A 25772-nucleotide genomic window follows, 5' to 3' on the forward strand; every position below is an offset into this window, starting at 1 on the left:
GTTCACACCGGGCCTCGCGAGGCCAGCAGCTTGCGCAGCGGTGCCGGCAGGCCCCAATCGGCCAGGGCTTCGTAGGCCACCCACTGTCCCGGGCCGGGCGGCCGCGGCTCGGGGCCATGCAGTACGCACTGGCGCGGGTGCAGCAGCCAGTCGAAGTGCGTGAGCGCATGCGAGATGCTGGGCCAGGGAATCAGCGGCCCGGGCCAGTCCGCCTGCAAGGCGGCCTCGCTGTCGTATTCGGGCAGGCTGTGCAGGCCGGCCCACACCCCATGCGCGGGCCGCGGCTGCAGCCACACCCGGCCTTCATGCTCCAGCCACAGCCACCAATGCTCGCGACGGCTGCGCCGCAGCTTGCGGGTGTGAACGGGGTAGGCCTCGGGGCGGCCTTCGGCACGGGCTGCGCACCAGGCCTGGACCGGGCAGTGCGAACAGCGCGGCGAGCGCGCCGTACATACCGTCGCTCCCAGATCCATCAGACCCTGGGTGTAGGCCGTCATGTCCTGCTCGGGCAGCAACGAGGTGGCCTCCTCCCACAGCGCGCGCTCGTGGCGGGCCTGGGCCAGGTCCTCGTCGAAGCCCAGCACGCGCGTGAGCACTCGCTTGACATTGCCATCCAGGATGGCCGCGCGCTCGCCGAAACAAAAGGCCGCGATCGCCGCCGCGGTGGAGCGTCCGATGCCTGGCAGCTCGGCCAGCGCCTGGGCCGTGCGCGGGAACTGCCCGCCGTGCTCGTCCACCACCACCTGCGCGCAGCGGTGCAGGTTGCGCGCGCGGCTGTAGTAGCCCAGCCCGCTCCAGGCGGCCATCACCTCGTCGCTGCCGGCCCGCGCCAGGGCCCGCACGTCGGGAAAGCGTTGCAGGAAGCGTTCGTAGTAGGCCAATACCGTGCTCACCTGGGTCTGCTGCAGCATGATCTCCGACAGCCAGACGTGGTAGGGCTCGCGGCTGCGCTGCCAGGGCAGGTCATGGCGGCCGTGGGTGCGCTGCCAGGCGATCACGGCCGGTGCGAAATGCGGGCGCAGCGCTGCGGTGCAGGGAAGACGACGCGACATGCCACGATTGTGGCGGCTGCGCGCGGGCGCGTTCACCCCGGCTCAGGCCTGCAGCGGGGCCGGGCGGGTGCTCAGATCGAGGTCCAGTGCCAGCGGCTCGATCCCGGATGAAGGCAGGGGGGCGGCGGCCTGCTGCTGCAGGCCAGCCACCAGGCGGTGCAGGCGCTCCTGGAGTTCGCGCAGGCGCCCTTCCTGGGCTTCCATCTCGCTCAGGCGGGCTTCCAGCTCGGCCGCGGCGCTGCGCACGCGCTCCAGCGTCTCGCGTCGTCGCTTGAAGTTGCGCCGGCGGTCGCGCAACTGGGTGTCGATCTGCGCCGAGGCGGTCTTGTTCCACAGCTCGAGTTCGGCACTGGCGCCTTCGAAGACGACACGCAGCTTGGACACCAGCATGCGCCGGAACTGCGACATGAAACGCTCGTTGGACAGCCGCAGCGCGTGCGACAGCCCCAGGTACTGCGTGTAGTTGCGCTCGATCAGTTCGAGGTCGCGCATGAAGCGCGAGAGATCAGGCGGGGCTGGTGTGGCCAGGCCGAAGCCGAACTCGGCGTTGAGCTTCTGGAAGGACGCGCCCAGCATCGTGTGGATCTCGTGCCCCTTGGCCTGGGCCTCGTCGAGCTTGGCACGCAAGGCTTGCGCCATTTCGGCGAAGGCTTTGCGCGACCCGAAGTTGAGGATGGCCGAGCGCAGCCGTTCCTGCAGCACCTCGGTGTGGCGGCGCACCACGTCGCTGGAGATGCCGACCAAGGCATCTTTGAGCATGCGCGTGTGCACCGCGCGCATGGCCTGCACATGAGCGATGCACTGCTCGAACTCGCGGCTTTCGGTCTCCACGCGCCGGATCATCACCTCGACCATGCCCGCGTTCTTGCCGCGCAGACCGCGCAGTTCCAGCAGCTGCTCCGCGCATTGCCGTCGGCGGTCGGCCAGGCGGCGGCCGATCTGGGCCTCCAGCTGGCGGGCGCTGTCGATCACCATCTGTGCCAGCACCTCCTTGCGGTGCGGCAGCAACTGCCGGCCCAGCGCGTCTTCCAGCTCCAGCAGCCGGCTGGCGCGCAGGTCGTCGGCATCGCCGGTCACGCGACCGGCCAGCGCGAGCTTGGCCGAGATCGGAAAGACCCGGTCTTCGGGGATGCCCAGCGTCTGCGCTGTCTGGGTGCGCTGCCGGCCGATGTGCGCCTCCACCTCGGCCGGCGAGCTCAGCGGATCGGTGAGCGCATCGATCTTGTTCAGCGCCACGTAGCGCGCCAGCGGCTGGCCGCACAGGTGGTCCCGCCAGATCGCCAGGTCGGACTTCGTCACGCCGGTGTCGGCGGCCAGGATGAAGACCGTGGCATGCGCCGAGGGCAGCAGGCTCACGGTCAGCTCGGGCTCGGCGCCGATCGCGTTCAGGCCCGGGGTGTCCAGGATCACCAGGCCGCGCTTGAGCAGCGGGTGCGGGTAGTTGATGACGGCATGCCGCCAGGCCGGCACCTCGACGAGCCCGTCCTCGCCCAGCGGCGGGTTGTCCTGCACCCGGTCGTCATCCCAGAAGCCCAGCGCACGGGCCTCCTCCAGCGGCACGCGCCGCGTGGCCATCACGCGGGTCAGCGCCTCGGCCAACTCGTCGGGGCGCTTCACATTGAGCGCTACCTCCGTCCAGACACCACTTTGCAGGCGCAGCTCGGCCAGCGAGGCCGGCCCCAGACGGGTCTCGATGGGCAGCAGGCGCAGCGACGGCGGTTCGTCGGCGTCGTAGCTCAGCTCCACCGGACACATCGTGGTGCGCCCAGGGGTGGCCGGCAGGATGCGTCGGCCGGTGTCGGCAAAGAAGATCGCGTTGATCAGCTCGGACTTGCCGCGCGAGAACTCGGCGACGAAGGCCACCACCAGACGGTCTCGGGCCAGGCGGGCTTGCAGGGATTCCAGCAGATCGGTGGCCGGCTCGTCGAGCAGGTCGTGGTCGAAGAGGAAACGCGACAGTTCCTGCAACTGGACCTCGAGGTCGGCGCGCCACAGACCGAGGGCGTCGAACTTCAGCGCGAACGAGGGGGAGGAGGCGGCAGACGACATGGCGGTCACACCGGGGCAAGCAGGATGGAGGCGGCCATGGTAGCGCAAGGCCGCCACCGGGCCCGCCGTTGGCGGCCGCGAGGCTGCCGTTCGTCACGACCGGCAGGGGCGTTACCTTTTGCTACGACTCCTTCCTGCGGGCCTGGGCCGTCAGCCGCGCTTCTGGCACCGCGGGCAGAAGTAGGTGGATCGCTGCGCCTGCACGATGCGGCGGATGGGCGTGCTGCACACGCCGCAAGGCTGGCCTTCGCGGCCGTAGACGCGCGCCTCGTTCTGGAAGGCACCGTTGTGGCCCTGGGCATCGCGGAAGTCGCGCAGCGTCGAGCCGCCGGCGGCCAGCGCGCGCAACAGGGTGTCGCGGATGGCAGCGGCCAGGCGCTCGCAGCGCGGCCGGCTCACGCGGGCCGCCGGGGTGCGTGGGTCGATGCCCGCGGCGAACAAGGCCTCGCTGGCGTAGATGTTGCCCACGCCCACGACCACGTCGCCTGCCAGCAGGGCCTGCTTGATCGCCACCCGGCGGCCGCGCAGGCCGGCGTGCAGCACGGCCCCGTCGAAGCCGGGCTCCAGCGGCTCGGTCCCCAGTCCGGCCAGCAGCTTGCGCGCGGGGTCGGCCTCGAGCGAATCGGACCACACCACGGCACCGAAGCGCCGCGGGTCGTGCAGCCGCAGCAGGCCGCGGGTGGTCCACAAGTCGAAATGGTCGTGCGGGCCGGGCGGTGGATGGGCGCGGTCGTAGCGCAGCGAGCCCGACATGCCCAGGTGCAGCAGCAGCCCGCCGCGCTCCAGCGGCAGCCACAGGTACTTGCCGCGGCGGCGGGCCTCGCCCAGTGTCTGACCGTGCAGGGACTCGGGTGCACACCCCAGCGGCCAGCGCAGCGGCTTGCCCAGGCGCACGCCCAGCACGCGGGCGCCGGCCATGAGCGAGGCAAAGCTTTGCCGGGTGACTTCGACTTCGGGCAGTTCAGGCATGCGGGGAATTATCCGGGCGTCCGTAGAATCGAATCGACTTCGAGGAGTTGCCCATGCCGATGCGTTGCCTGAATCTCCGAGTGCTGGCCGCGGCCCTGGCCGCGCAGGCCGTGCTCTGGGGCGCCTCGGCCCGGGCCCAACCTGTGGCAGCCCCCTTGCCGCCGCGCACGGCCGATCCGGCCGTGGTGAACTCGGGCCTGGACGCTGCGCTGTTCTACCAGCTCCTCATTGCCGAGATGGAACTGCGTTCCGGGGCTGCCGGGACGGCATATGAACTGCTGCTCGATGCAGGACGCAAGACCCGCGACGAGCGACTGTTTCAGCGTGCCACCGACATTGCGCTGCAAGCCCGCGCCGGCGAGCAGGCGCTGGCGGCTGCGCAGGCCTGGCGGGCGGCCGTGCCTGGCTCGCTCGATGCGCTGCGCTATCTGGCGCAGATCCAGGTGGGGCTGGGCCGCGTGGTTCAGGCCAAAGAGCCCTTGCAGGCCCTGCTGGAGCGCACCCCGCCGGCCGAGCGGGCCGCAGCCATCGCGCTGCTGCCCCGCCACTTCGCCCGCGCTGCGCAATTGCCAGAGGTCGCTGCGATGCTCGACGCGGTGCTGCAGCCCTACCTCGACCAGCCCGACACGCGTGTGGCCGCGCTGGTGGCGCGGGCGCGCATGCGCCTGCAGCTGCGCGAGCCCGCCCAGGCGCTGGAGCTGGCCCGGCAGGCGCAGCAGCTCGATGCCGCCGCCGAGGGCCCCGCGCTCGTTGCACTCGAGCTGGTGGGCCAGCAGCCGCAGGCCGATACCCTGATGGCCGCTTACCTGCAGGCCAGGCCACGGGGCCACGCGCTGCGGCTGGGCTATGTGCGCCAGCTCGTGAGCCTGCAACGCTATGTCGACGCCGTGGCCCAGCTCGAGGAGGCGCTCAGGCTCGAGCCGGCGCTGGCGGCCGGCTGGCTCAGCTTGGGGGCCCTGCGCCTGGAGCTCAAGGAGCCCGCGGCGGCCGAACAGGCCCTGCGGCGCTATGTCGACTTGAGCGCGGGCACACCGGCCTCGGACGACCCCGCGATGGCCGTCACGGCCGAAGGCCTGACGCAGGCCTACCTGATGCTGGCCCAGGCGGCCGAGTCGCGCGGGCAGATGCCGCAGGCCGAACAATGGCTCGCGCGTGTGGACGACCCGGCCGCGGCGTTGAGCGTGCAGCAGCGCCGGGCCTCGCTGCTGGCCCGCCAGGGGCGTCTGGACGAGGGCATCGCGCTGATCCGTCGCCTGCCCGAAGACGAGCCCGAGATGGCGCGCGCCAAGCTGTTGGCCGAGGCCCACTTGTTGCGCGACCAGCGGCAGTGGCCGCGTGCCTACCAGGTGCTGGGACAGGCCAGTGAACGTTTCCCCGATGACGTAGACCTGCTGTACGAACAGGCCATGATGGCCGAGAAGACCGACCGCCTGGACGCGATGGAGCGGCTGCTGCGGCGAGTCATCGAGCTCAAGCCCGACCATTACCATGCCTACAACGCCCTGGGCTACACGCTGGCCGATCGCAACCTGCGACTGGACGAGGCGCGAGCGCTCATTGAGAAGGCCTTGTCGCTCGCGCCCGACGAGCCTTTCATCGTCGACAGCCTGGGCTGGGTGAAGTACCGCCTGGGCCAGCGCGAGGAAGCGCTGCAGCACCTGCAGCGGGCCTACCAGGCGCGCCCCGACACCGAGATCGCCGCCCACCTGGGCGAGGTGCTGTGGGTGCTGGGCCGGCGGGAGGAGGCGCGGCGCGTCTGGCGTGAAGGGCAGGCGCGCGACGCTTCCAACGAGGTGCTGCGCGAGACCTTGCGCCGGTTCAAGGTGGATCTGTGACGCGCTCGGGCCGATCCTGGTGGCGCGCCGGCCTGGCCGCGATGGCGCTGGCCGGGCTGGCCGGCTGCACCAGCCTGCCGGAGCCTGACGAAACCCTGGCCCTGGCCGCCTCGGGGCGGCTGGCCGTGCGCGTGGACGCCCCGGAGGGGGTGCGCTCGACCACGGCCGTGTTCGAGCTGCTCGGCCGGGCCGACCGGGGCGAACTGCGTCTGGCCAGTCCCCTGGGCACCGTGCTGGCCGTGGCGCGCTGGCAGCCCGGCCAGGCCTGGGTGCGCACGCAGGGGCAACGCCAGGACTACGCGAGTCTGGACGACCTCACGCGCGAGCTCATGGGCGAATCGTTGCCGGTGCATGCCTTGTTCGACTGGCTGCGGGCCCGCCCCTGGCCGGGGGCATCGAGCCGGCCGCGCGAGGGCGGGCCTGGCTTTGTGCAAATGGGCTGGACCGTGGAACTCGACACCGCCGACCAGGGGCTGATCGTCGTGCGCCGCAACGCTCCGGTGCCGGTGACCGTGCGGGCCCGGGTGGACTCATGAAGGCCTGCTACGACCTGCCGGCGCCGGCCAAGCTGAACCTCTTCCTGCATCTGGTGGGCCGCCGCGCCGACGGCTATCACCTGCTGCAATCGGTTTTCGTGCCCATCGACTGGTGCGACACCCTGCATGTCGAGCGTCGCCAGGACGGCCGGCTGCGGCGTCACGACCTGGGGGCGGCCCTGCCCGAGGATGATCTGTGCCTGCGCGCGGCGCGCGCCCTGCAGACCGCCAGCGGCACCCGCTACGGAGCCGACATTCACATCGACAAGCGTGTGCCCTGGGGCGCGGGCCTGGGCGGCGGCAGCTCGGATGCGGCCACCACGCTGATCGCGCTGAACCGCCTGTGGGGCCTGCACTGGCCGCGCGCGCGGCTCATCGCCCTGGGGGCTACCGTCGGGGCGGACGTGCCTTTTTTCCTGGGCCCCGGGCCGGCCTGGGTCGAGGGCATCGGCGAGCGACTCACCCCGCTTGCGCTGCCCGGGGCCGAGCTGGAGGTGCTCAAGCCCGCGCAAGGCCTGGCCACCCGGGACATTTTCGCCAGCCCCCTCTTGGTACGCGACACGAAACCTGCTATAGTTGCGGACTTTCTTGCAGACCCCCAGGGATTTGGCAGGAACGACATGCAAGCGGCCGCAGTGGCACTTTGCGCGTCGGTCGGTCAGGCGCTGGAGTGCTTGGGCAGGCGTTGCGGCAACAGCCGCATGACGGGTTCGGGCAGTGCGGTTTTTGCGTGGGTCGGCAAGGAAGCAGGCGCCGTGTCCGGTGCCGGCCCGGCGGATCCCGATCTGCCCGAGGGCTGGCAGTGGCGCAGGTGCCGCAGTCTGGAGCGACATCCCCTTGCGGGCTGGGTTTCGGATTGAGCGCGACGAGTTGAAGGTCGGCGCCAGGGCTTGCGAGTCCGGGCGACGTCCGGTGTAGGGGAGTCGCCAAGTCGGTTAAGGCATCGGATTTTGATTCCGACATTCGAGGGTTCGAATCCTTCCTCCCCTGCCACCACAATCCAGAACCTCTGGATGAGCCTCGACGGGGGCCATCCAGAGGTTCTGCAGTTTTGGAAGGGCCCCCGAACACCGGACCGCGGGGGCGAACACGGGCACCGGTTGCGGCCGGTGCCGGTCCGACGGAGCCCACGATGCTGTCCGACACCCTGCTGTTCACCGGCAATGCCAATCCGGCGCTTTCCCTCGAGATCGCCAACCACTTGGGCCTGTCGCTGGGACAGGCCTCGGTCGGCCGCTTCTCCGACGGCGAGGTCGCCGTCGAGATCCAGCAAAACGTGCGTGGGCGAGACATCTTCATCATCCAGCCCACCTGCGCCCCGACCAACGAGCACCTGATGGAGCTCTTCATCATGGTCGATGCGCTCAAGCGCGCCTCGGCCCGGCGCATCACCGCGGTGATCCCGTATTTCGGCTACGCCCGCCAGGATCGCCGTCCGCGCTCCACCCGGGTGCCCATCTCCGCCAAGGTCGTGGCCAACATGCTCGAAGCCGTGGGCGTGAACCGCGTGCTCACCATGGACTTGCACGCCGACCAGATCCAGGGCTTCTTCGACATCCCGGTGGACAACATCTACGCCTCGCCGGTGCTGCTGTCCGACCTCAAGAGCAAGAACTACCACGATCTCGTGGTGGTGTCGCCCGACGTGGGCGGCGTGGTGCGCGCGCGCGCGCTGGCCAAGCAGCTCGGCTGCGACCTGGCCATCATCGACAAGCGCCGCCCCAAGGCCAACGTCTCCGAGGTGATGCACGTCATCGGCGAGATCGAGAACCGCAACTGCGTGATCATGGACGACATGATCGACACCGCCGGCACGCTGGTGAAGGCCGCCGAGGTGCTCAAGGAGCGCAACGCGAAGTCGGTCTACGCCTACTGCACCCATCCGGTGTTCTCGGGCCCGGCGCTCGAGCGCATCCGCAATTCCGAACTCGACGAGGTGGTGATCACCAACACCATCCCGCTGGCCGAGGCGGCACGGTCGATCCCCAAGATCCGCCAGCTCTCGGTGGCCTTCCTGTTTGCCGAGACCATCCGCCGCATTTCCGACGGCGAATCGGTCACGTCCCTGTTCTCGGAGCAGAACAACAACTTCTGATCCGGTTCATTGGTGGGGCGGCCTTCGAGCCCCCCGTTTCTTGCGTCTGGTCGCGGACGCTGACTCATTGGAGAGTTGCATGAAATTCGTCGCATACGAGCGCACTGTGCAGGGGACCGGAGCGAGCCGCCGCCTGCGCCGCGCCGACAAGGTGCCTGGCATCGTCTACGGGGCCGGTTCGCCCCAGCCGATCGAGCTCGATCACAACGCGCTGTTCTTCGCGCTGAAGAAGGAGGCCTTCCACGCCTCCATCCTTGACATGGAGCTGGCCGGCAAGGTCGAGAAGGTGCTGCTGCGCGACGTGCAGATGCACCCGTTCAAGCCCCTGGTGCTGCACGTGGACTTCCAGCGTGTGGATCCCAAGACCAAGATCCAGAAGAAGGTGCCGCTGCACTTCATCAACGAGGAGAACTCGCCGGCCGTCAAGACCGACAAGTGCCTGGTCAACAAGATCATCAATGAACTCGAGATCCAGTGCCTGGCGCAAGCCCTGCCCGAGTTCCTGGAAGTCGACCTGGGCGAACTGGTCAAGGGCCAGACCCTGCACGTCAACGACCTGAAGCTGCCCAAGGGCATCAAGATCGTGACCCATGGCAAGCCCAATCCGGCCGTGGTGTCGGTGGTCGAGCCGGTCGAGGAAGTCATCGCCGCCCCGGCGCCGGCAGCCGCTCCCGCCAAGGGCAAGGACGCGAAGAAGAAGAAGTGAGCGTCGGTACTTCGACGTTGCAGCAGACCCCGCTTCGGCGGGGTTTTTTGTTGTGCGGGCCGAGGGAATAATGGCGCCCATGATTCGACTGCTGGTGGGCCTGGGCAACCCCGGGCCGCAATACGAAGCCACCCGGCACAATGCCGGCTTCTGGTGGATCGACGATGTCGCACGCCAGCTCGGCGCGAGCCTGGCGTCCGAGCGGGCCCATCAGGGCCTGGTCGCCCGCGTGAACCGCCCGCTGGCCGGGGTGGAGGGGCCGGTGTGGCTGTTGCAGCCCCAGACCTACATGAACCTGTCAGGCCGGTCGGTGGCGGCGCTGGCGCGCTTCTTCAAGATCGAGCCGCCAGAGATCCTCGTCGTGCATGACGAACTCGACCTGCCCCCCGGCCAAATGAAAATCAAACGCGGCGGCGGGCACGCCGGCCACAACGGCCTGAAGGACATCCAAGCCCAGCTCGGCAGCCCCGATTTCTGGCGCTTGCGCCTGGGCATCGGCCACCCGGGCGTGAAGGCCGAGGTGGCCGACTACGTGCTGCGCAAGCCGCCCGCAGCCGAGCGCGAGGCCATCGAGGCCTGCATCACGCGGTCCCGGGCGGCACTGGCGCCCTTGCTGCGCGGCGAGATGGAGGTGGCCTCCCGCCTCATCCATGCCCGGCCGGCGGCCCCTCGTGCACCGCAGGACACCCCCGCGGAGCCCTCCCGATGAGCCGGCATGCGCGACCCTCGGTGTCTGGCCCCTGGCGGGCCGGGGTCGTGCTCGCGCTGGCGGTCCCGCTCGTCGCGGCCCAGCCGGTGTACCGCTGCGGCAACCAGTACAGCGACCGGCCTTGCCCCGATGCCCGCGTGCGCACCGACCTGGCCGACCCGCGCACACCCGATCAGCAACGCCAGGCGATGGAGCACAGCCTGCGCCAGGGCTGGACGGCCGACGAGCTGGAACAGGAACGCCTGCGCCGCGAGGAAGCCCTACGGGCCGCTCAGCGGCTGCCGGTCGACGACCCGCCGCCGCGCGCGGCCGCATCCGACGAGGCGCACGACGAGCGCAGCTCGCGCCGGCCCAAGGACTACAAGGTCAGGCTGCCCAAGCCGCCGAAACCCCCCAGGGTCCGGCCGGCCTCACGCTGAGCCGGGGCCTGCGGCCGCACCAGGCGGGCCTGCCATCTGCTGCGTCTGCAAGCGGCGGTACTTGGCCCACAGTGCGTCCTGGTCCTCGCGGTGGTCGGGGTTGATCGGGATGCACTCCACGGGGCAGACCTGCACGCACTGGGGCGCATCGAAATGACCCACGCACTCGGTGCAGCGCTGCGGGTCGATCTGGTAGTACTCCGGCCCCATCGAGATCGCCTGGTTCGGGCACTCGGGCTCGCAGACGTCGCAGTTGATGCATTGGTCGGTGATCATCAGGGCCATGGGCCACCCCGTTCCGGTCAGTTCGCCTGTTTCACCTTGTGGCGCAGGCGCTCGAGCACCGAGGGTGCCACGAATTTGGAAACATCACCGCCGAGCATGGCAATCTCGCGCACGAAGGTGCCCGAGACGAACTGGTACTGATCCGAGGGGGTCAGGAAGACCGTCTCCACCTCAGGCATCAGCTGGCGGTTCATGCCGGCCATCTGGAACTCGTACTCGAAGTCGCTCACGGCCCTCAGGCCCCGCACCACGACCTTGGCCCGCTGGGAGACGACGAAGTCGCGCAGCAACCCGGCGAAGGACATCACCTGCACGTTGGGATGGGCCGCCGCAGCCTCGCGGGCGATCTCCAGGCGCTCGTCCAGCGAGAACAGCGTGCGCTTGTGGTGGCCGGCGGCCACGGCCACGATGAGGGCGTCGAACAGCGTGCTGGCGCGGCGCATCAGGTCCTCGTGGCCCAGCGTCATGGGGTCGAAGGTGCCCGGGTAGACGGCGGTGATGCGGTGGGAGCGGGTCATGTCGTGGCTTGCGGGTTGGCTGGCGCCACCAGTGTAGGCGCGGCGGCACGCAGCAGGTGGTAGTGCACCGCACCAGCCCGGCCCTGGCGCCACAGCGTCAGGCCCAGCAAGGCGGCATCGGCGTTGCTCCAGGCCCGGTCGGCCTCGAGGTAGACGAGCCCGCCGGGGGCGAGCAGGGGCCGGGCGGCAGCCGCAGCGGCTGTGAAGAGATCGGCGTCGAAAGGGGGGTCCAGCAGGATCAGGTCCCATTCGGGTCGGGCGTTCCGGCGCATCCAGGCCAGGGCGTCGGCCCCCTGGACCTCGACGCTGCCGGCCTTCAACCGTTGCACCGTCTCGCGCAGGCCGCGCACCAGCGCCGCATCGCGTTCGAGCATCAGCACACGGGCGGCGCCGCGGGAGGCCGCCTCCAGCCCCAGGGCCCCGCTGCCGGCGAAGGCGTCCAGGCAGCGCCAGCCGCTGAGATCCTGGCCCAGCCAGTTGAACAGGGTTTCGCGCACGCGGTCGGGCGTGGGCCGCAGGCCGGGGCGATCCGGCACGGGCAGCTTGCTGCGCTTCCACAGGCCGCCGATGATGCGCACCTCATGGGCCGGTGCGCGACGGACGGGCCGGGGCGGGGAAGGGGGGCGGGGGGCGGACACGGCCTGGATTCTAGAATCGGGCCCAAGGACCCCGACACCCATGTTCAGTTTTTTCCGCAAGAAGACCCCGCCGCCGCAGACCCCCTCAGCAGCACCGGCGCCGGCCCCGGCGGCCGAGCCTGCCGCGCCGATCGCCCCGCCCCCCGAAGCGCCCGTCGCCGCAGCCTCGGCCGAGCCGGTCGCGCGCCGCTCCTGGATGGAGCGCCTGCGCAGCGGCCTGCGCAAGACGGGCAGCAGCCTGTCGCAGGTCTTCACCGGCACGCGGATCGACGAGGCCCTCTACGAAGAGCTGGAGGCGGCCCTGCTGATGGCCGATGCGGGCGTGAAGGCCACCGAATTCCTGCTGAACGACCTGCGCCGGCGCGTGAAGGAGCACAAGGCGACCGACCCGGCGGCCGTCAAGGCCCTGCTCGTGGACGCGCTGGCCGAACTGCTCGCCCCGCTGGAAAAGCCGCTGACGGTGGGCGAACACCAGCCCACGGTGATCATGGTGGTGGGGGTGAACGGCGCGGGCAAGACCACGAGCATCGGCAAGCTCACGCGTCACCTGGCCGATGCCGGCCAGAAGGTGCTGCTGGCCGCGGCCGACACCTTCCGTGCGGCGGCACGCGAGCAGCTCTCGGTGTGGGCCGACCGCAACCGCGTGGAGATCGTCAGCCAGGAGGGGGGCGACCCGGCGGCCGTGACCTTCGATGCCGTCACCGCCGGCCGTTCGCGCGGCTGCGACGTGGTGATCGCCGACACGGCCGGGCGCCTGCCCACGCAACTGCACCTGATGGAAGAGCTGAAGAAGATCCGGCGTGTGATCGCCAAAGCCGATCCGACCGCCCCGCACGAGGTGCTGCTGGTGGTGGATGGCAACACGGGCCAGAACGCCCTGGCCCAGGTCAAGGCCTTTGACGAGGCCTTGCAGCTCACCGGGCTCGTCGTCACCAAACTCGACGGCACGGCCAAGGGCGGTGCACTGGCCGCGCTGGCGCGCGAGCGGCCGATCCCGGTCTACTTCATCGGCGTGGGCGAGAAGCTGGAGGACCTGCAGACCTTCCAGGCGCGCGAGTTCGCGCAGGCGCTGCTGACCTGATCAGCGGTGGCGCGGGGCCTGTGGCGGCGACAGCGGCGCCGGCGCCGAGTCCAGGTCGTCGAACCAGGTCGATGGCGGGGGATCGGCCATCTCGGCCGCCGCGGGCGGCCGGCGCGATCCCGCGGAGCCTTCGGTGCCGCGCGTGCTCACGTGGGCCGCACCCTCCTCGGTGGTCAGCAGGCCCAGGGACTGCAGGATCGCGGCGCGGGCCTGCTCGACGTCGGGGATCGCGCCTTCGTACCAGACGTGCAGCGGCAGGCCGGCCGCGCGGACGACCCGCTCCATGCGCGCTTGTCGCTTGCGGGCGCGCTCGCTGTCCTGGCCTTCGGGGGCGCGCACCTCGACGACGGCCACGGCCAGGGTGTTGGGTTCGCAGATGACCAGATCGACGCAGATCTGGCCCACGCGGCGCAGCCACTCGGTGTAGGAGTGGCGCGTGGGCACCTTGAGAAAGCGCGCCAGCGGCACCTGGGCGAAGACGAGGTGCTCGGGCAGGGCGCGGCGCAGCACGGCATAGGCTTCCCGCTCCGGCCCGGTGAGCACACGCGTGGGCGTGGGCTGCCAGGCCATCAGCGTGTCCAGCGCTTCGACGGTGCGCGGCCGCGAGCCGCTGCCCGAAGCGGGGCGGCGCGTCAGCCAGAACACCAGGCCGAGCACCACGACCGCAGCGAGCACCAGGAGAAGGATCAAGTCCATGGCCGGTCCGAATCTCGTGGGGGTGGGGCGACCTTAGCGGCCCGTCGGCGGACGGTCAACGGCCCGGTCCGGGCACCGTGGCGCATGGGCGCGCACACCGTCAGCGCCCCATCCCGGGCAGGCCCTTCATGCCGCCCATGCGTTTCATCATCTTCATCAGGCCGCCGCCCTTCATCTTTTTCATCATGCCTTGCATCTGCTCGAACTGGTTGAGCAGGCGGTTGACCTCCTGCACCTGCACGCCCGCACCGGCAGCGATGCGGCGCTTGCGGCTGGCCTTGATCAGCTCGGGCTTGCGGCGCTCCAGCGGCGTCATGGCGTTGATGATGCCTTCCATGCGGCGCACCTCGCGCTCGGCGCGCGCCATGTCGGCCTGGCCGGCCTTGGCGGCGATCTGCGTGGGCAGCTTGTCGAGCAGGCCCGAGAGCCCGCCCATCTTCTTCATCTGACTGATCTGCGCGAGGAAGTCGTTGAGGTCGAAGCCGTCGCCGGCCTTCACCTTCTCGGCCAGCTTGCGGGCGGCGTCCATGTCGACGCCCTTTTGCACCTCCTCGACCAGGGCGACGATGTCGCCCATGCCCAGCACGCGGCCGGCATGGCGTTGGGCATCGAAGACCTCCAGGCCGTCGATCTTTTCGGACACGCCAGCGAACTTGATCGGCGCACCGGTGACGGTGCGCACCGACAGGGCTGCGCCGCCGCGCGAGTCGCCATCGAGCTTGGTGAGCACGATACCGGTCAGCGGCAGCGCCTCCTTGAAGGCGCGGGCGGTGTTGATGGCGTCCTGGCCCTGCATCGCATCGACCACGAACAGCGTCTCCACCGGCTTGAGTGCCGCATGCAGTTCGCGGATCTCGGCCATCAGGGCCTCGTCGATGGCCAGGCGGCCGGCGGTGTCGACGATCAGCACGTCGAAGTAGTGCCGGCGGGCATGGTCCAGCGCGGCGCGGGCGATGTCCAGCGGCCGGTCGCTCGGCTGGGACGGGAACCACTCGGCACCGGCGGCCTTGGTGACCGTCTTGAGCTGCTCGATGGCCGCGGGCCGGTACACGTCGGCCGAGACCGTGAGCACCTTCTTCTTGCGCGACTGGATCAGGTGGCGCGCCAGCTTCGCGGTGGTGGTGGTCTTGCCCGCGCCCTGCAGGCCGGCCATCAGGATCACGGCTGGTGGCTGGGCCGCGAGGTTGAGGTCGCTGACCCCTTCGCCCATCGTCGCCGCGAGCTCCTTGTGCACCACGCCGACCAGCGCCTGGCCGGGCGACAGCGAGCCCACCACCTCCTGGCCCAGCGCGCGTTCCTTCACGCGTGCGATGAAGTCGCGCACGACGGGCAGCGCGACGTCGGCCTCGAGCAGGGCCATGCGCACTTCGCGCAGCATGTCCTGGACGTTGCTCTCGGTGATGCGGGCCTGGCCGCGCATCTGCTTGACCAGCCGCGACAGGCGATCGGAAAGGGTGGAGGCCATGGGGCGGGCGGCCTGGCCGGCAGGGCCGTGCCGCGAAAGTACACTGTGCGGATGATTCTAGACCCTCGTCTCGCATGCTGACCGCGTCCCTCGGCCCGTCCTTCCTGACGCTGGCGGCCGGCGGCATCGCGCTGCTGGCTTACGCCCTGGCGACCCTGCGCAGCGAACGGGCGCTCCGTGCCTTGCGCTGGGCGCTGGCAGTGGGCTGGGTGGCCCATGCGCTGGCCCTCGTGCTCGACACCGCGGGGCTGGGCTCGGGTGTCGAAGGCGCGCGCTTCGGTTTCGCACCTGCGCTGTCGGCCACCTTGTGGCTGGTGCTGGCGGTCTATGCGATCGAGAGCCGCTTCGTGCCCTTGCCCGGTGTGCAGCGCTGGCTGGCCGCGCTGGGCGCGCTGGCGGTGGCCCTGATGTTGGTCTTTCCTGGCGAGATGCGCGCGCATGCCGACTCACCCTGGATGCCCTTGCACTGGGTGCTGGGCATCGCCTCCTACGGCTTGTTCGGCGCGGCCGTGCTGCATGCGGGCCTGCTGTCGCATGCAGAACGTCAGATGCGCTTGCGCCGTGGTGCGCTGCCGCCCACGCCGCTGGGGATGCCGCTGCTGCGCCTGGAAAAGCTGACCTTCCGGTTCGTCGCGGCCGGCTTCGTGGTGCTGTCGGCGGCTCTCGTGCTGGGCTGGTGGTTCGCCGATCCCTGGCGCTGGGATCACAAGACGGTGTTCTCGATACTGGCCTGGGGCGTGTTCGCCGGCCTGCTGGCGGGGCGTCGCGCTCTCGGTTGGCGTGGGCGCAAAGCCACGCGCTGGCTCTACACCGGGGCCGGCTTGCTGCTGTTGGCCTATGCCGGCTCGCGCTTCGTGATCGAGGTGTTGCTGCGCCGGGCCGCATCTGCGGGGGCCGCATGGTGAAGTATCTCGTGGTGGCGCTGGTCGTGCTGGTGGTGGTCTGGCTGCTGCGCAGCGCCCGCCGCCGCGACGAGGGGCCTGCGCCGTCCGGCGGCGCAGGCCCGCGGGCGCACCCCGAGGCCATGGTCGACTGCGCGCACTGCGGGCTGCACCTGCCTGTGGCCGAGGCCGTGAAGGGCGAGGACGGCCGGCACTATTGCAGCGCGGCCCATCGCCTGGCCGGCCCGCGATGAGCCGACGAATCCCGCAACGACGCCCCGCCAAGCAGCCCGCCGCTGCGGCCGAACGGCCCGCACCGGAGTCTTGGTTCGCCGCGCTCGGGGTCGAACAGGACACGCAGATCGACGAGGAATCCCGCTACAACGACGGCAGCACCCTGCCCAGCGAGGACTCGCGCTTCCTCACCCGCCACGCCCGCCGCCTGCTCGGCCCGGGCATGCCTTCGTTCCAGCGCATCTTCCGGGCCTTTCTTGGCGCGCGGGTGGTGGTGGGGCTGCTGCTGCTGGGCACCCAACTGGCCAGTGCAGGCCTGGGCACGGGCGCGCCCTGGCCTGTGTTGGCCGGCTGCGTGGTCTACGCCGGCCTGACCCTCGCCACCTGGTTCGTCTACCGTCGGCGTGCAGGCGGGGCGGGGGGTAGCCCATTGCGGCTGAGTCGCACCCAGTGGCTGGCCACCGTCGTGTTGGATGTGGCGGCCTTCGGCACTCTGCACCTGATCGCTCCGAGGGGCGGGCTCAATTTCGTGCCCCTGCTGGTGCTGCCGGTGCTGATGGCCGGGGTGCTGACCCGGCGGCAGACCGCGCTGGCGGTGGCGGCCACCGTCACGCTGATGCTGCTAGGCGAGGCTTGGCGCGAAGCCACCCGCGGTGGCGACCTGGGCGTGCTGATGACCCAGGCTGGCCTGGTGGCCAGCGGCTTTTTCGTGATCGCGATCCTGGCCGGCGAGCTGGCTGGTCGGCTGGCTCGTGAGGAACTCGCCGCCCGCGGCAGCCTCGAGCTGGCGCGCCAGCAGGCGCAACTCAACCGCCTGGTGATCGACGAGCTGCATCACGGCGTCTTGGTGGTCGATCGTCGCGGCAAGGTGCGCGCGGCCAACCCGGCGGCACGGCGCATCATCTCAGACTCGGGCTTGGCCCGCCCTGCCCCCTTTCCACTGCAGTCCCAGCCTGTCTGGGAACCGCTGGCCCAGGCGGTGCGGCGGGCCTTTGCCGAGGGTCAGTGGCCCCAGGCAGGCCGCGAGATCCACCTGATCTTCGACTCGGGCCTGGAGCGCGTGCTGCGGGTGCGCATGCGTTTCACCCGCCGGCGCGACCCGGACAGCAGCGAGGAGCTGTGCGTGCTGTTCCTCGAAGACGAACGCGACGTGCAGGCGCGCGTGCGCCAGGAGAAGCTGGCGGCGATGGGGCGCATCTCGGCGGGCATCGCGCACGAGATCCGCAACCCGCTGGCAGCCATTTCCCAGGCCAATGCGCTGCTGGCCGAAGACGCAGTCACACCGGCCCAGCGTCAGCTCACGCAAATGGTCAGCGACAACGTCGAGCGTCTCAAGCGCATCGTCGACGACGTGATGGAAGTGGCCCCCGGGGGGCCGGCGGCAACCCCCCCGGTGGTGGATCTGACCGCCTTGGTGGCCACCGTGTGCAGCGAGTGGTCGCGCACCGCCCGGCTGCCCCAGGACGAGCGCAGTGCGCTGCGCCTGGAGTTGCCTGCGCAGCCCCTGGGCTCGCGCTTCGAGCCCGACCACCTGCGCCGCGTGCTGGTCAACCTGCTGGACAACGCCTACCGCCACGCCTCGGGCCGGCCCGGCTGCGTGGAGGTGCATCTGTACCCCGATGGCGAGGGTGTCGTCACGCTGAGCGTGGCCAGCGACGGGGCGCCGATTCCTCCCGAGGTCGAGCGCTACCTCTTCGAGCCCTTCTTCTCGACGCGCAGCCGCGGCACGGGTCTGGGCCTGTATATTTGCAAGGAGTTGTGCGAGCGCTACGGCGCGACCATCGACTACCGCCTGCGCGGCGCCCACCACGTCGCGCGTAACGAGTTCTACCTGGTCATGCGGCGCGAAGCGCTCGATACCGGCGCGCCCACCCTGCACCTCGACACATGACGCTCGCCTCCCACTACAGTTTGCTGGTCGTCGACGACGAACCCGACCTGCGCACCCTGTACGAGCTGACGCTGCTGCGCGAGGGCTACGACGTGGAGACGGCCTCCAGCGTCGAAGACGCCTGGGCGCGGCTGCGCGACCGCACCTACAGCGCCGTGATCACCGACATGCGCCTGCCCGACGGCACCGGCCTGGACCTGCTGCGCCGCCTCGAACAGGCCGGCCGGCGCGAAAAGACCATCGTGATCACCGCCTTCGGCTCGCCGGAGAACGCCGTCGAGGCGCTCAAGGCGGGCGCCTACGACTATCTCACCAAGCCGGTGGACCTGCGACAGTTCCGCTCGGTGATTGCCTCGGCGCTCGGGCGCCAGAGCGCCGCCGGCCCATCGGCGCCGATGCCCGCGGCGGCCGCCCCGCGGGCCACCGTGCGCGCAGGCACGGGCGCGGGAGGCACCGGCGGTGCGGCGCGGCGGGCCCTGGATCGCATGGCCGGCCAGTCCCCGGCCATGCAGCAAGTGCGCAGCCTCATCGACAAGGTGGCGCGCAGCATGGCGCCGGTCTTGGTGGCGGGCGAATCGGGCACCGGCAAGGAATTGGTCGCGCGGTCCATCCACGAGGTCAGCCCGCGCCAAGACCAACCCTTCATCGCCGTCAACTGCGGAGCCATTCCCGAGCAACTGCTGGAGGCCGAGTTTTTCGGCTACCGCAAAGGGGCCTTCACCGGCGCCAACGAGGATCGCGAGGGCTTCTTCCAGGCGGCGCGCGGCGGCACGCTCTTTCTCGACGAAATCGGCGATTTGCCGCTGTCGATGCAATCCAAGCTGCTGCGCGTCATCCAGGAGCGTGCGGTGCGCCCGGTGGGCGCGGTGGCCGAAACGCCCGTGGACGTGCGCATCATCAGCGCCACCCACAAAGATCTGGCCGCCGAGGTGCAGTCCGGGCGCTTCCGCCAGGATCTGTACTACCGCCTCAACGTCATCCAGATCCGCGTGCCGCCGCTGCGTGAGCGCCTGGAAGATCTGCCGGCCATCTGCGAGCGCGTGCTCGAGCGCATCGCCCTGGACGCCGGCGTGTGGCCGCCCCCGCGCTTGGCGCCGCAAGCGTTGGAACAGTTGCGCCGCTATGCCTTCCCGGGCAATGTGCGCGAGCTGGAGAACCTGCTGCACCGCGCCGTCGCCCTGTCCGGCGGCGACTGGGTCGACGAAGGGGCGCTGTCCCTGCCCGACGATCCGGACGGCGACACTCTGTCCCAGGAGCTCGATGCCCCCGTTGCGCCTGCAACCGGGCCGGGCGTCGCCGCCGGCGAGCCGGCTCTGCCGTCCAACCTGGAGGCCTACCTCGACTCCGTCGAGCGCGACATCCTCATCCGAGCGCTGGAGCGGCACCGCTACAACCGCACCGCAGCCGGTGCCAGCCTGGGCCTATCGTTGCGGCAGATGCGCTACCGCATGGCGCGGCTGGGAGTGGTGGTGGCCGAACAAGGTGTGGCCACCGATGGCGATGCCGCCGACTGAGCTGGCGCCCGGGACGGGTGTGCGCTGGCGTGAGGGCTGGTTGGCCGGTGCACGCACCGTGCCCAGCCCCCATCATGGAGAGCGGCCGCCGGGCATCGCGCCCGACCTGGTGGTGATCCACTCGATCAGCCTGCCGCCAGGCCGCTACGGCGGCCCAGAGATCGAGGCTTTCTTCACCAACCGGCTCGACGTCTCGCAGCACCCTTACTTCGAACGCCTGCGCGGCTTGGAGGTGTCGGCCCACTTCGTGGTGCGGCGCGACGGTGAGTTGCTGCAGTTCGTCTCCTGCGACCGGCGGGCCTGGCACGCAGGCCGTTCCTCGTTCCGGGGGCGCGAGAACTGCAACGACTTCAGCGTGGGCATCGAGCTCGAAGGGCTGGAGGGCGAGGCCTTCGCGCCGGTGCAGTACCGCGTGCTCGTCGCCTTGCTGCGCGATCTGCGCGCAGCGTATCCGATCACCCACGTCGCCGGCCACGAGCATGTGGCCCCGGGTCGCAAGGCCGACCCCGGCGCGGCCTTCGACTGGGGCGGATTGCAACGCTCGCTGGGCTGGCCGGTGGCGTGCTTCGCCCCCCTGGACCCTGCCGCGACCTGACCCGCACGCCAATGCCGGCGCGGCCCGGCACCGAACGATGGGCCGCCAGGCCGCATGCAACCTGGATGCGCTGGCGCCGTGGCCGTCGTGCTGCGGCCTGGCGGCCAGCCGCAGGAGGCGAATGCTTCGCTGCAACGGCAGCACAAGCACCAATTCCGCTGTTCGTCAATCCTGCAATGCGCCCCCTCGGGACACTAGGGCTAGCGCTTGAAAGGGGTCGAGGCCCTAGATATAGTGTTTTCTACTGCGATGCCGTGCACCCTCCGAGACACGGTGACACACGTCAGCCAGGCCGGCCGCCGAGCCGCCGGAGCCGCACGCAGCGCAGGTGTCCAGACAACAAGCGCATGACCGCCCATCGGGCCGGCCGACCCAGCCTGGCCCGGCCTGTGACGCCGCGGACCATGCCAAACCGTATGCAGATTTAGGGGAATCCATGCAGACCACCATCGCCAGCACCGAGCCGCACGCCGGCTCCGCCTTCAGCGCCTCCGCCGTCCGTCCGGCCGGCGCCACCACTTCGGCCTATGCCGGCTACCAGATCATCCGCCGCAACGGCGCGGTGGTGGCTTTCGAGCCCCACAAGATCGCGGTGGCCCTGATGAAAGCCTTTCTGGCGGTGCATGGGACGCAGGGTGCGGCCTCGGCCAGCGTGCGCGAGACGGTGGACAGCCTGACCGAGGCGGTGGTGCGGGCCTTGCTGCGCTCGCGTCCGGGCGGTGGCACTTTCCACATCGAGGACGTGCAGGACCAGGTCGAGCTGGGCCTGATGCGCGGCGGCCACCACGAGGTGGCGCGTGCCTACGTGCTCTACCGCGAGCGCCGCGCCCAGGAGCGGGCTCGCCAAGGTGAGCAGGCCGCGGCCCAGCAAGCCCAGCCGGTGTTGATGGTCGTCGATGGCGGCCATCGTGTGCCGCTGGACATGAACCGCCTGCAGGCTTTGATCGTGTCGGCCTGCGAGGGGTTGGGCGAGGACGTCAAGCCCGAGCCCATCCTGGCCGAGACACGCCGCAACCTCTATGACGGCGTGCCGATGGACGAGGTGCACAAGGCTGCCATCCTGGCCGCGCGCACCCTGATCGAAAAAGACCCGGCGTACACCCGCGCCACTGCGCGGCTGCTGCTGCACACCATCCGCAAGGAAGTTCTCGGTGAGGAGGTCACCCAGGCCGAGATGCACCAGCGCTATGCCGAGTACTTCCCCGGCTTCATCAAGAAGGGCGTGGACGCCGAGCTGCTCGACGAGCGGCTGCTGCAATTCGACCTGGCCCGTCTAGGTGGCGCACTCAAGGCCGAGCGCGACCTGCAGTTCGACTATCTGGGCCTGCAGACCCTGTACGACCGCTACTTCCTGCACATCCGCAAGCAGCGCATCGAGCTGCCCCAGGCCTTCTTCATGCGTGTGGCCATGGGCCTGGCGCTCAACGAGATCGACCGCGAGGCGCGCGCCATCGAGTTCTACGAGGTGTTGTCCAGCTTTGACTTCATGTCGAGCACGCCCACCCTGTTCAACTCCGGCACGCGCCGCTCGCAGCTTTCCAGCTGCTACCTCACCACCGTGCCCGACGACCTGGACGGCATCTACGAGGCCATCAAGGAAAACGCTCTGCTGTCGAAGTTCGCCGGCGGCCTGGGCAACGACTGGACGCGCGTGCGTGCCCTGGGCAGCCACATCAAGGGTACCAATGGCGAAAGCCAGGGCGTGGTGCCCTTCCTGAAGGTGGTCAACGACACAGCCGTGGCGGTGAACCAAGGCGGCAAGCGCAAGGGTGCCGTGTGCGCCTACCTGGAGAGCTGGCACCTGGACGTCGAGGAATTCCTCGAGCTGCGCAAGAACACAGGCGACGACCGTCGCCGCACCCACGACATGAACACGGCGAACTGGATTCCCGACCTGTTCATGAAGCGGGTGATGGAGAACGGCGAGTGGACGCTGTTCTCGCCGTCCACCTGCCCGGACCTGCACGACAAGTTCGGCAAGGACTTCGAGGCAGCCTACACCCGCTACGAGGAGATGGTCGCGCGCGGCGAGATCAAGCTTTACAAGAAGGTGCGCGCCGTCGATCTGTGGCGCAAGATGCTGACCATGCTGTTCGAGACCGGGCATCCTTGGATCACCTTCAAGGACGCCTGCAACGTGCGCTCGCCTCAGCAGCACGTCGGCGTGGTGCACAGCAGCAACCTGTGCACCGAGATCACGCTGAACACCAACGACCAGGAGATCGCCGTGTGCAACCTGGGCTCGGTGAATCTGGCGCGACACCTCAAGGACGGCGGCATCGACCACGAGAAGCTGAAGAAGACGGTGGCCACGGCCATGCGCATGCTGGACAACGTCATCGACATCAACTACTACGCCGTCAAGAAGGCCCGCGATTCCAACTTGCGCCACCGCCCGGTCGGCCTGGGGATCATGGCCTTCCAGGACGCCCTGTACCAGCTGCGCATCCCGTATGCCAGCCAGGCCGCCGTGGAGTTCGCCGACCGCTCCATGGAGGCGGTGTGCTACTACGCCTACTGGGCGTCCACCGAGCTGGCCGAAGAGCGGGGACGCTATTCCAGCTACCGCGGCTCGCTGTGGGACCGCGGCATCCTGCCGCTGGACACGCTGAAGCTGCTGGCGCAGGAGCGCGGCGGCTATGTCGAGGTCGACACCTCCTCGACGATGGATTGGGAGGCCTTGCGCGGCCGCATCGCCCAATACGGCATGCGCAACTCCAACTGTGTGGCCATTGCCCCCACGGCCACCATCTCGAACATCGTGGGCGTGGACGCCTCGATCGAGCCCTGCTTTGGCAACCTCTCGGTCAAGTCCAACCTCTCGGGGGAGTTCACCGTGGTCAACGAGTACCTGGTGCGCGATCTGAAGAAGCTGGGCCTGTGGGACGACGTGATGGTCATGGACCTCAAGCACTTCGACGGCTCGCTGCGCCGCATCGACCGCGTGCCCGAGGATCTCAAGCAACTCTATGCCACGGCCTTCGAGATCGAGCCGGTGTGGCTGGTCGAGGCCGCCGCGCGCCGGCAGAAGTGGATCGACCAGGCCCAGAGCCTGAACATCTACATGGCCGGGGCCTCGGGCAAGAAGCTCGACGAGACCTACAAGCTCGCCTGGCAGCGCGGCCTGAAGACCACCTACTACCTGCGCACCATCGGCGCGACGCATGCCGAGAAGTCCACCGTGAAGACGGGCCAGCTCAATGCCGTGCCCACGCAGGGCGGGGCGACGGCTGCTGCGTCGGCGCTGGAGGCTGCGGCCGCGCAGGCGCGTGCACAGATGGCTGCCACACCCGCGACCGACGTGAAGTTCTGCGCGATCGACGATCCGACCTGCGAGGCCTGCCAGTAAGCAGACCCACGCGATGCGAGACGCGGCGCCTGGCCGCGTGCTCGCATCGTCACCATCGCGTGTGTGTCCACGCCAGGCCACGATGACGAGCTGCATCGAGTGCCGATTTCGATGCAGCACAGCAACAAGTTCATCGCGTCGTTGTCAAGAAGTGCTTGGTGTTTGGACACAACACTCTCATAATTCGCACCCATAGGAAGTCCACCATGTTGGCCTGGGAAGAAGACCTCCAAGCTTCGAATTCTCTTGCGACGCAGACCGTGCCCGTGACGCCTGGCGCAGCGCGGTCCGCGGCATCGTCACCCCAGGCGGCACCGCATGCCGCCGCTGCGGTCTCCACGCGCCGCGTGAACGTTGCAGACAAGCGCATCATCAACGGCCAGACCGACGTCAACCAGCTCGTTCCGTTCAAGTACAAGTGGGCCTGGGAGAAGTACCTCGCCACGTGCGCCAACCACTGGATGCCGCAAGAGATCAACATGTCTCGCGACATCGCGCTGTGGAAGGATCCGAACGGCCTGACCGAGGACGAGCGCCGCATCGTCAAGCGCAACCTCGGCTTCTTCGTCACCGCCGACTCGCTGGCGGCCAACAACATCGTGCTCGGCACCTACCGCCACATCACGGCGCCCGAGTGCCGCCAGTTCCTGCTGCGCCAGGCCTTCGAGGAGGCCATCCACACCCACGCCTACCAGTACATCGTCGAGTCGCTGGGGCTGGATGAAGGCGAGATCTTCAATGCCTATCACGAGATCCCGTCGATCCGGGACAAGGACGAGTTCCTGATCCCCTTCATCGACGCGATCATGGATCCCGCCTTCAAGACCGGCACGCCGGAGAACGACCAGACGCTGCTCAAGAGCCTGATCGTCTTTGCCTGCCTGATGGAGGGCCTGTTCTTCTACGTCGGCTTCACCCAGATCCTGGCGCTGGGCCGCCAGAACAAGATGACCGGCGCGGCAGAGCAGTACCAGTACATCCTGCGCGACGAGTCGATGCACTGCAACTTCGGCATCGACCTGATCAACCAGATCAAGCTCGAGAACCCTCACCTGTGGACGCCGGAGTTCCGTGCCGAAATCAAGGCGCTGTTCCTCAAGGCGGTCGAACTCGAGTATCGCTACGCCGAGGACACCATGCCGCGCGGCGTGTTGGGGCTCAATGCTTCGATGTTCAAGGGCTATCTGCGCTACATCGCGAATCGGCGCGCCACGCAGATCGGCCTGGAGGCGCTCTTCCCGAACGAGGAGAACCCTTTCCCGTGGATGAGCGAAATGATCGACCTGAAGAAAGAGCGCAATTTCTTCGAGACCCGCGTCATCGAGTACCAGTCCGGTGGCGCGTTGTCCTGGGATTGAAGCGCCGCGGTGCGAGACCGGGCTTCGGGGCATGAACGAAGAAGAACAGGATCTGCAGGCAGGAGGCAGCGGACACAGAAGCCGCGCCCACTGCCTGCCAACGCATTCACCGCACCGGGGCGTCCCGCGAGGACAGAACCCCGGGCAGTGAATCTCCGCGCTGTATCGAGCGGCGCGGTGCTCTTTGCCACTTGATCAAGGAGATTCGTCATGGCAACTGCGAAGAAACCGGCCGCCAAGAAGGCGGCAGCGAAGAAGCCGGCGGCCAAGAAGGCTGCTGCGAAGAAAGCCCCGGCCAAGAAGGTCGTGGCCAAGAAGGCCGCGCCCGCCAAGAAGGCCGCGGTGAAGAAGGTCGCCGCCAAGAAAGCGCCCGCCAAGAAGGCGGCGGTGAAGAAGGTCGCCGCCAAGAAGGCGCCCGCCAAGAAGGTCGCTGCGAAGAAAGCCCCGGCCAAGAAGGCGGCGGTGAAGAAGGTGGCGGCCAAGAAGGCGCCTGCCAAGAAGGCCGTAGAGAAGAAGGTCGCTGCGAAGAAGCCGGCGGCCAAGAAGCCTGCCGCGAAGAAGCCGGCGGCCAAGAAGCCGGCTGCGAAGGCGGCCCCTGCGGCCCCCGCTGCCCCTGCGGCGCCGGCAGCCCCTGCCGCCAAGACGGCCCTGAGCCCTCAGGCGGCTTGGCCCTTCCCGACGGGCAACAAGCCCTGAGCGTGCGGGCGCCACGCTCGGCAGGCGGCGCCCTGCGTACCAAGAACCCGGCCGAGGCCGGGTTTTTTCTTGTGGGTCACAGGCCGAGCGTGGCCCGGTCGATGCGGTGGTTCTGGGGGCCGCTGCAGGCGATCTTCAGCGCACCCAGCCGGTTGCCCAGTTCGGCGCAGCGCGTCAGCGGCCAGCCGCGCTCCAGGCCAT

24 protein-coding genes, 1 tRNA gene and 1 pseudogene are annotated in these 25772 nt (G+C 69.4%); 17 read left to right on the forward strand and 9 right to left on the reverse strand.

The window, feature by feature from the left end; genetic code table 11:
• Positions 1–2: 2 nt before the first annotated feature.
• The 3 genes from mutY to mutM all read right to left on the reverse strand — a co-directional run bounded on the left by mutY (position 3) and on the right by mutM (position 4070).
• Entirely contained in the window at positions 3–1052 is a 1050-nt protein-coding gene (mutY, locus tag ACK4ZD_RS02125; RefSeq protein ID WP_409658111.1) for an A/G-specific adenine glycosylase, read from the reverse strand.
• Between the two features lie 42 nt (positions 1053–1094).
• On the reverse strand, positions 1095–3101 hold the full coding sequence (locus ACK4ZD_RS02130; protein ID WP_409658114.1) for a dynamin family protein: 2007 nt from the start codon (positions 3099–3101) through the stop codon (positions 1095–1097).
• A 150-nt stretch (positions 3102–3251) separates the two neighbouring features.
• Entirely contained in the window at positions 3252–4070 is an 819-nt protein-coding gene (mutM, locus tag ACK4ZD_RS02135) for a bifunctional DNA-formamidopyrimidine glycosylase/DNA-(apurinic or apyrimidinic site) lyase (RefSeq protein ID WP_409658117.1), read from the reverse strand.
• Positions 4071–4123: 53 nt separating this feature from the next.
• On the opposite strand from mutM, the gene ACK4ZD_RS02140 reads away from it, so the two are divergent.
• The 8 genes from ACK4ZD_RS02140 (at position 4124) to ACK4ZD_RS02175 (ending at position 10370) form a co-directional block, all read left to right on the forward strand.
• Positions 4124–5905 (forward strand): tetratricopeptide repeat protein, encoded by a 1782-nt coding sequence (locus tag ACK4ZD_RS02140; RefSeq protein WP_409658120.1) that lies wholly within the window; start codon positions 4124–4126, stop codon positions 5903–5905.
• Positions 5902–6441: a lipoprotein insertase outer membrane protein LolB gene (locus ACK4ZD_RS02145; protein WP_409658123.1), complete on the forward strand. Its 540-nt coding sequence runs from the start codon at positions 5902–5904 to the stop codon at positions 6439–6441. The genes ACK4ZD_RS02140 and ACK4ZD_RS02145 overlap by 4 nt, the downstream gene beginning before the upstream one ends.
• The gene (gene ispE, locus ACK4ZD_RS02150; RefSeq protein WP_409658126.1) at positions 6438–7301 is read left to right on the forward strand and encodes a 4-(cytidine 5'-diphospho)-2-C-methyl-D-erythritol kinase; all 864 of its coding nucleotides are present in this window, start codon (positions 6438–6440) and stop codon (positions 7299–7301) included. Before ACK4ZD_RS02145 ends, ispE begins: the two co-directional genes overlap by 4 nt.
• Before the next feature lie 56 nt (positions 7302–7357).
• Positions 7358–7434: transfer RNA gene (locus tag ACK4ZD_RS02155), tRNA-Gln, on the forward strand.
• Positions 7435–7573: 139 nt separating this feature from the next.
• Positions 7574–8536 carry a ribose-phosphate pyrophosphokinase gene (locus ACK4ZD_RS02160; protein ID WP_409658129.1) on the forward strand — a complete coding sequence of 321 codons (963 nt, stop codon included), beginning with the start codon at positions 7574–7576 and terminating at the stop codon, positions 8534–8536.
• A gap of 79 nt (positions 8537–8615) precedes the next feature.
• Positions 8616–9242 carry a 50S ribosomal protein L25/general stress protein Ctc gene (locus ACK4ZD_RS02165; protein WP_409658132.1) on the forward strand — a complete coding sequence of 209 codons (627 nt, stop codon included), beginning with the start codon at positions 8616–8618 and terminating at the stop codon, positions 9240–9242.
• Between the two features lie 79 nt (positions 9243–9321).
• A complete protein-coding gene (gene pth, locus ACK4ZD_RS02170) occupies positions 9322–9951 on the forward strand; it encodes an aminoacyl-tRNA hydrolase (RefSeq protein ID WP_409658135.1) in 630 nt (209 codons plus the stop codon).
• Positions 9948–10370 (forward strand): hypothetical protein, encoded by a 423-nt coding sequence (locus ACK4ZD_RS02175; RefSeq protein WP_409658138.1) that lies wholly within the window; start codon positions 9948–9950, stop codon positions 10368–10370. Before pth ends, ACK4ZD_RS02175 begins: the two co-directional genes overlap by 4 nt.
• Here ACK4ZD_RS02175 and ACK4ZD_RS02180 read toward each other — a convergent pair.
• From ACK4ZD_RS02180 to rsmD, 3 genes are read right to left on the reverse strand one after another with little or no spacing between them, the layout of a single operon-like run.
• Entirely contained in the window at positions 10362–10655 is a 294-nt protein-coding gene (locus ACK4ZD_RS02180; protein WP_409658141.1) for a YfhL family 4Fe-4S dicluster ferredoxin, read from the reverse strand. The two genes, ACK4ZD_RS02175 and ACK4ZD_RS02180, sit on opposite strands and share 9 nt — an antisense overlap.
• 17 nt (positions 10656–10672) lie before the next feature.
• The gene (coaD, locus tag ACK4ZD_RS02185) at positions 10673–11173 is read right to left on the reverse strand and encodes a pantetheine-phosphate adenylyltransferase (protein WP_409658144.1); all 501 of its coding nucleotides are present in this window, start codon (positions 11171–11173) and stop codon (positions 10673–10675) included.
• Positions 11170–11853, reverse strand: a complete 684-nt coding sequence (gene rsmD, locus ACK4ZD_RS02190; protein ID WP_409658147.1) for a 16S rRNA (guanine(966)-N(2))-methyltransferase RsmD — start codon at positions 11851–11853, stop codon at positions 11170–11172. Before rsmD ends, coaD begins: the two co-directional genes overlap by 4 nt.
• Here rsmD and ftsY point away from each other — a divergent pair.
• Entirely contained in the window at positions 11852–12892 is a 1041-nt protein-coding gene (ftsY, locus tag ACK4ZD_RS02195; RefSeq protein ID WP_409658150.1) for a signal recognition particle-docking protein FtsY, read from the forward strand. The two genes, rsmD and ftsY, sit on opposite strands and share 2 nt — an antisense overlap.
• Here the strand turns inward: ftsY and ACK4ZD_RS02200 are convergent, their stop codons facing one another.
• Entirely contained in the window at positions 12893–13588 is a 696-nt protein-coding gene (locus ACK4ZD_RS02200) for a DUF2726 domain-containing protein (RefSeq protein ID WP_409658153.1), read from the reverse strand.
• Positions 13589–13688: 100 nt separating this feature from the next.
• Positions 13689–15053 (reverse strand): signal recognition particle protein, encoded by a 1365-nt coding sequence (gene ffh, locus ACK4ZD_RS02205; RefSeq protein WP_409658157.1) that lies wholly within the window; start codon positions 15051–15053, stop codon positions 13689–13691.
• A gap of 74 nt (positions 15054–15127) precedes the next feature.
• Here ffh and ACK4ZD_RS02210 point away from each other — a divergent pair, with 74 nt between their 5' ends.
• From ACK4ZD_RS02210 to ACK4ZD_RS02245, 8 genes are all read left to right on the forward strand, one after another.
• The gene (locus ACK4ZD_RS02210; RefSeq protein ID WP_409658160.1) at positions 15128–15958 is read left to right on the forward strand and encodes an inner membrane protein YpjD; all 831 of its coding nucleotides are present in this window, start codon (positions 15128–15130) and stop codon (positions 15956–15958) included.
• Positions 15952–16188 (forward strand): PP0621 family protein, encoded by a 237-nt coding sequence (locus tag ACK4ZD_RS02215; protein ID WP_409658162.1) that lies wholly within the window; start codon positions 15952–15954, stop codon positions 16186–16188. Before ACK4ZD_RS02210 ends, ACK4ZD_RS02215 begins: the two co-directional genes overlap by 7 nt.
• Positions 16185–18059 (forward strand): sensor histidine kinase, encoded by a 1875-nt coding sequence (locus tag ACK4ZD_RS02220; RefSeq protein ID WP_409658165.1) that lies wholly within the window; start codon positions 16185–16187, stop codon positions 18057–18059. Before ACK4ZD_RS02215 ends, ACK4ZD_RS02220 begins: the two co-directional genes overlap by 4 nt.
• Positions 18056–19573: a sigma-54-dependent transcriptional regulator gene (locus ACK4ZD_RS02225; RefSeq protein WP_409658168.1), complete on the forward strand. Its 1518-nt coding sequence runs from the start codon at positions 18056–18058 to the stop codon at positions 19571–19573. Before ACK4ZD_RS02220 ends, ACK4ZD_RS02225 begins: the two co-directional genes overlap by 4 nt.
• Positions 19560–20168 carry a 1,6-anhydro-N-acetylmuramyl-L-alanine amidase AmpD gene (gene ampD / locus ACK4ZD_RS02230; protein ID WP_409658189.1) on the forward strand — a complete coding sequence of 203 codons (609 nt, stop codon included), beginning with the start codon at positions 19560–19562 and terminating at the stop codon, positions 20166–20168. Before ACK4ZD_RS02225 ends, ampD begins: the two co-directional genes overlap by 14 nt.
• Before the next feature lie 436 nt (positions 20169–20604).
• The gene (locus tag ACK4ZD_RS02235; RefSeq protein ID WP_409658171.1) at positions 20605–23517 is read left to right on the forward strand and encodes a ribonucleoside-diphosphate reductase subunit alpha; all 2913 of its coding nucleotides are present in this window, start codon (positions 20605–20607) and stop codon (positions 23515–23517) included.
• Positions 23518–23723: 206 nt separating this feature from the next.
• A complete protein-coding gene (locus ACK4ZD_RS02240) occupies positions 23724–24875 on the forward strand; it encodes a ribonucleotide-diphosphate reductase subunit beta (protein WP_409658174.1) in 1152 nt (383 codons plus the stop codon).
• 210 nt (positions 24876–25085) lie between these two features.
• Complete coding sequence (locus ACK4ZD_RS02245; protein ID WP_409658177.1) at positions 25086–25571, forward strand: histone H1-like DNA-binding protein; 486 nt, start codon at positions 25086–25088, stop codon at positions 25569–25571.
• 76 nt (positions 25572–25647) lie between these two features.
• Here ACK4ZD_RS02245 and ACK4ZD_RS02250 read toward each other — a convergent pair.
• Positions 25648–25772, reverse strand: a pseudogene (locus ACK4ZD_RS02250) (carbohydrate kinase family protein); the annotation flags it as partial.

This window comes from Caldimonas sp. (genome assembly GCF_046291045.1).
Classification (GTDB): Bacteria; Pseudomonadota; Gammaproteobacteria; order Burkholderiales; family Burkholderiaceae_C; genus Caldimonas.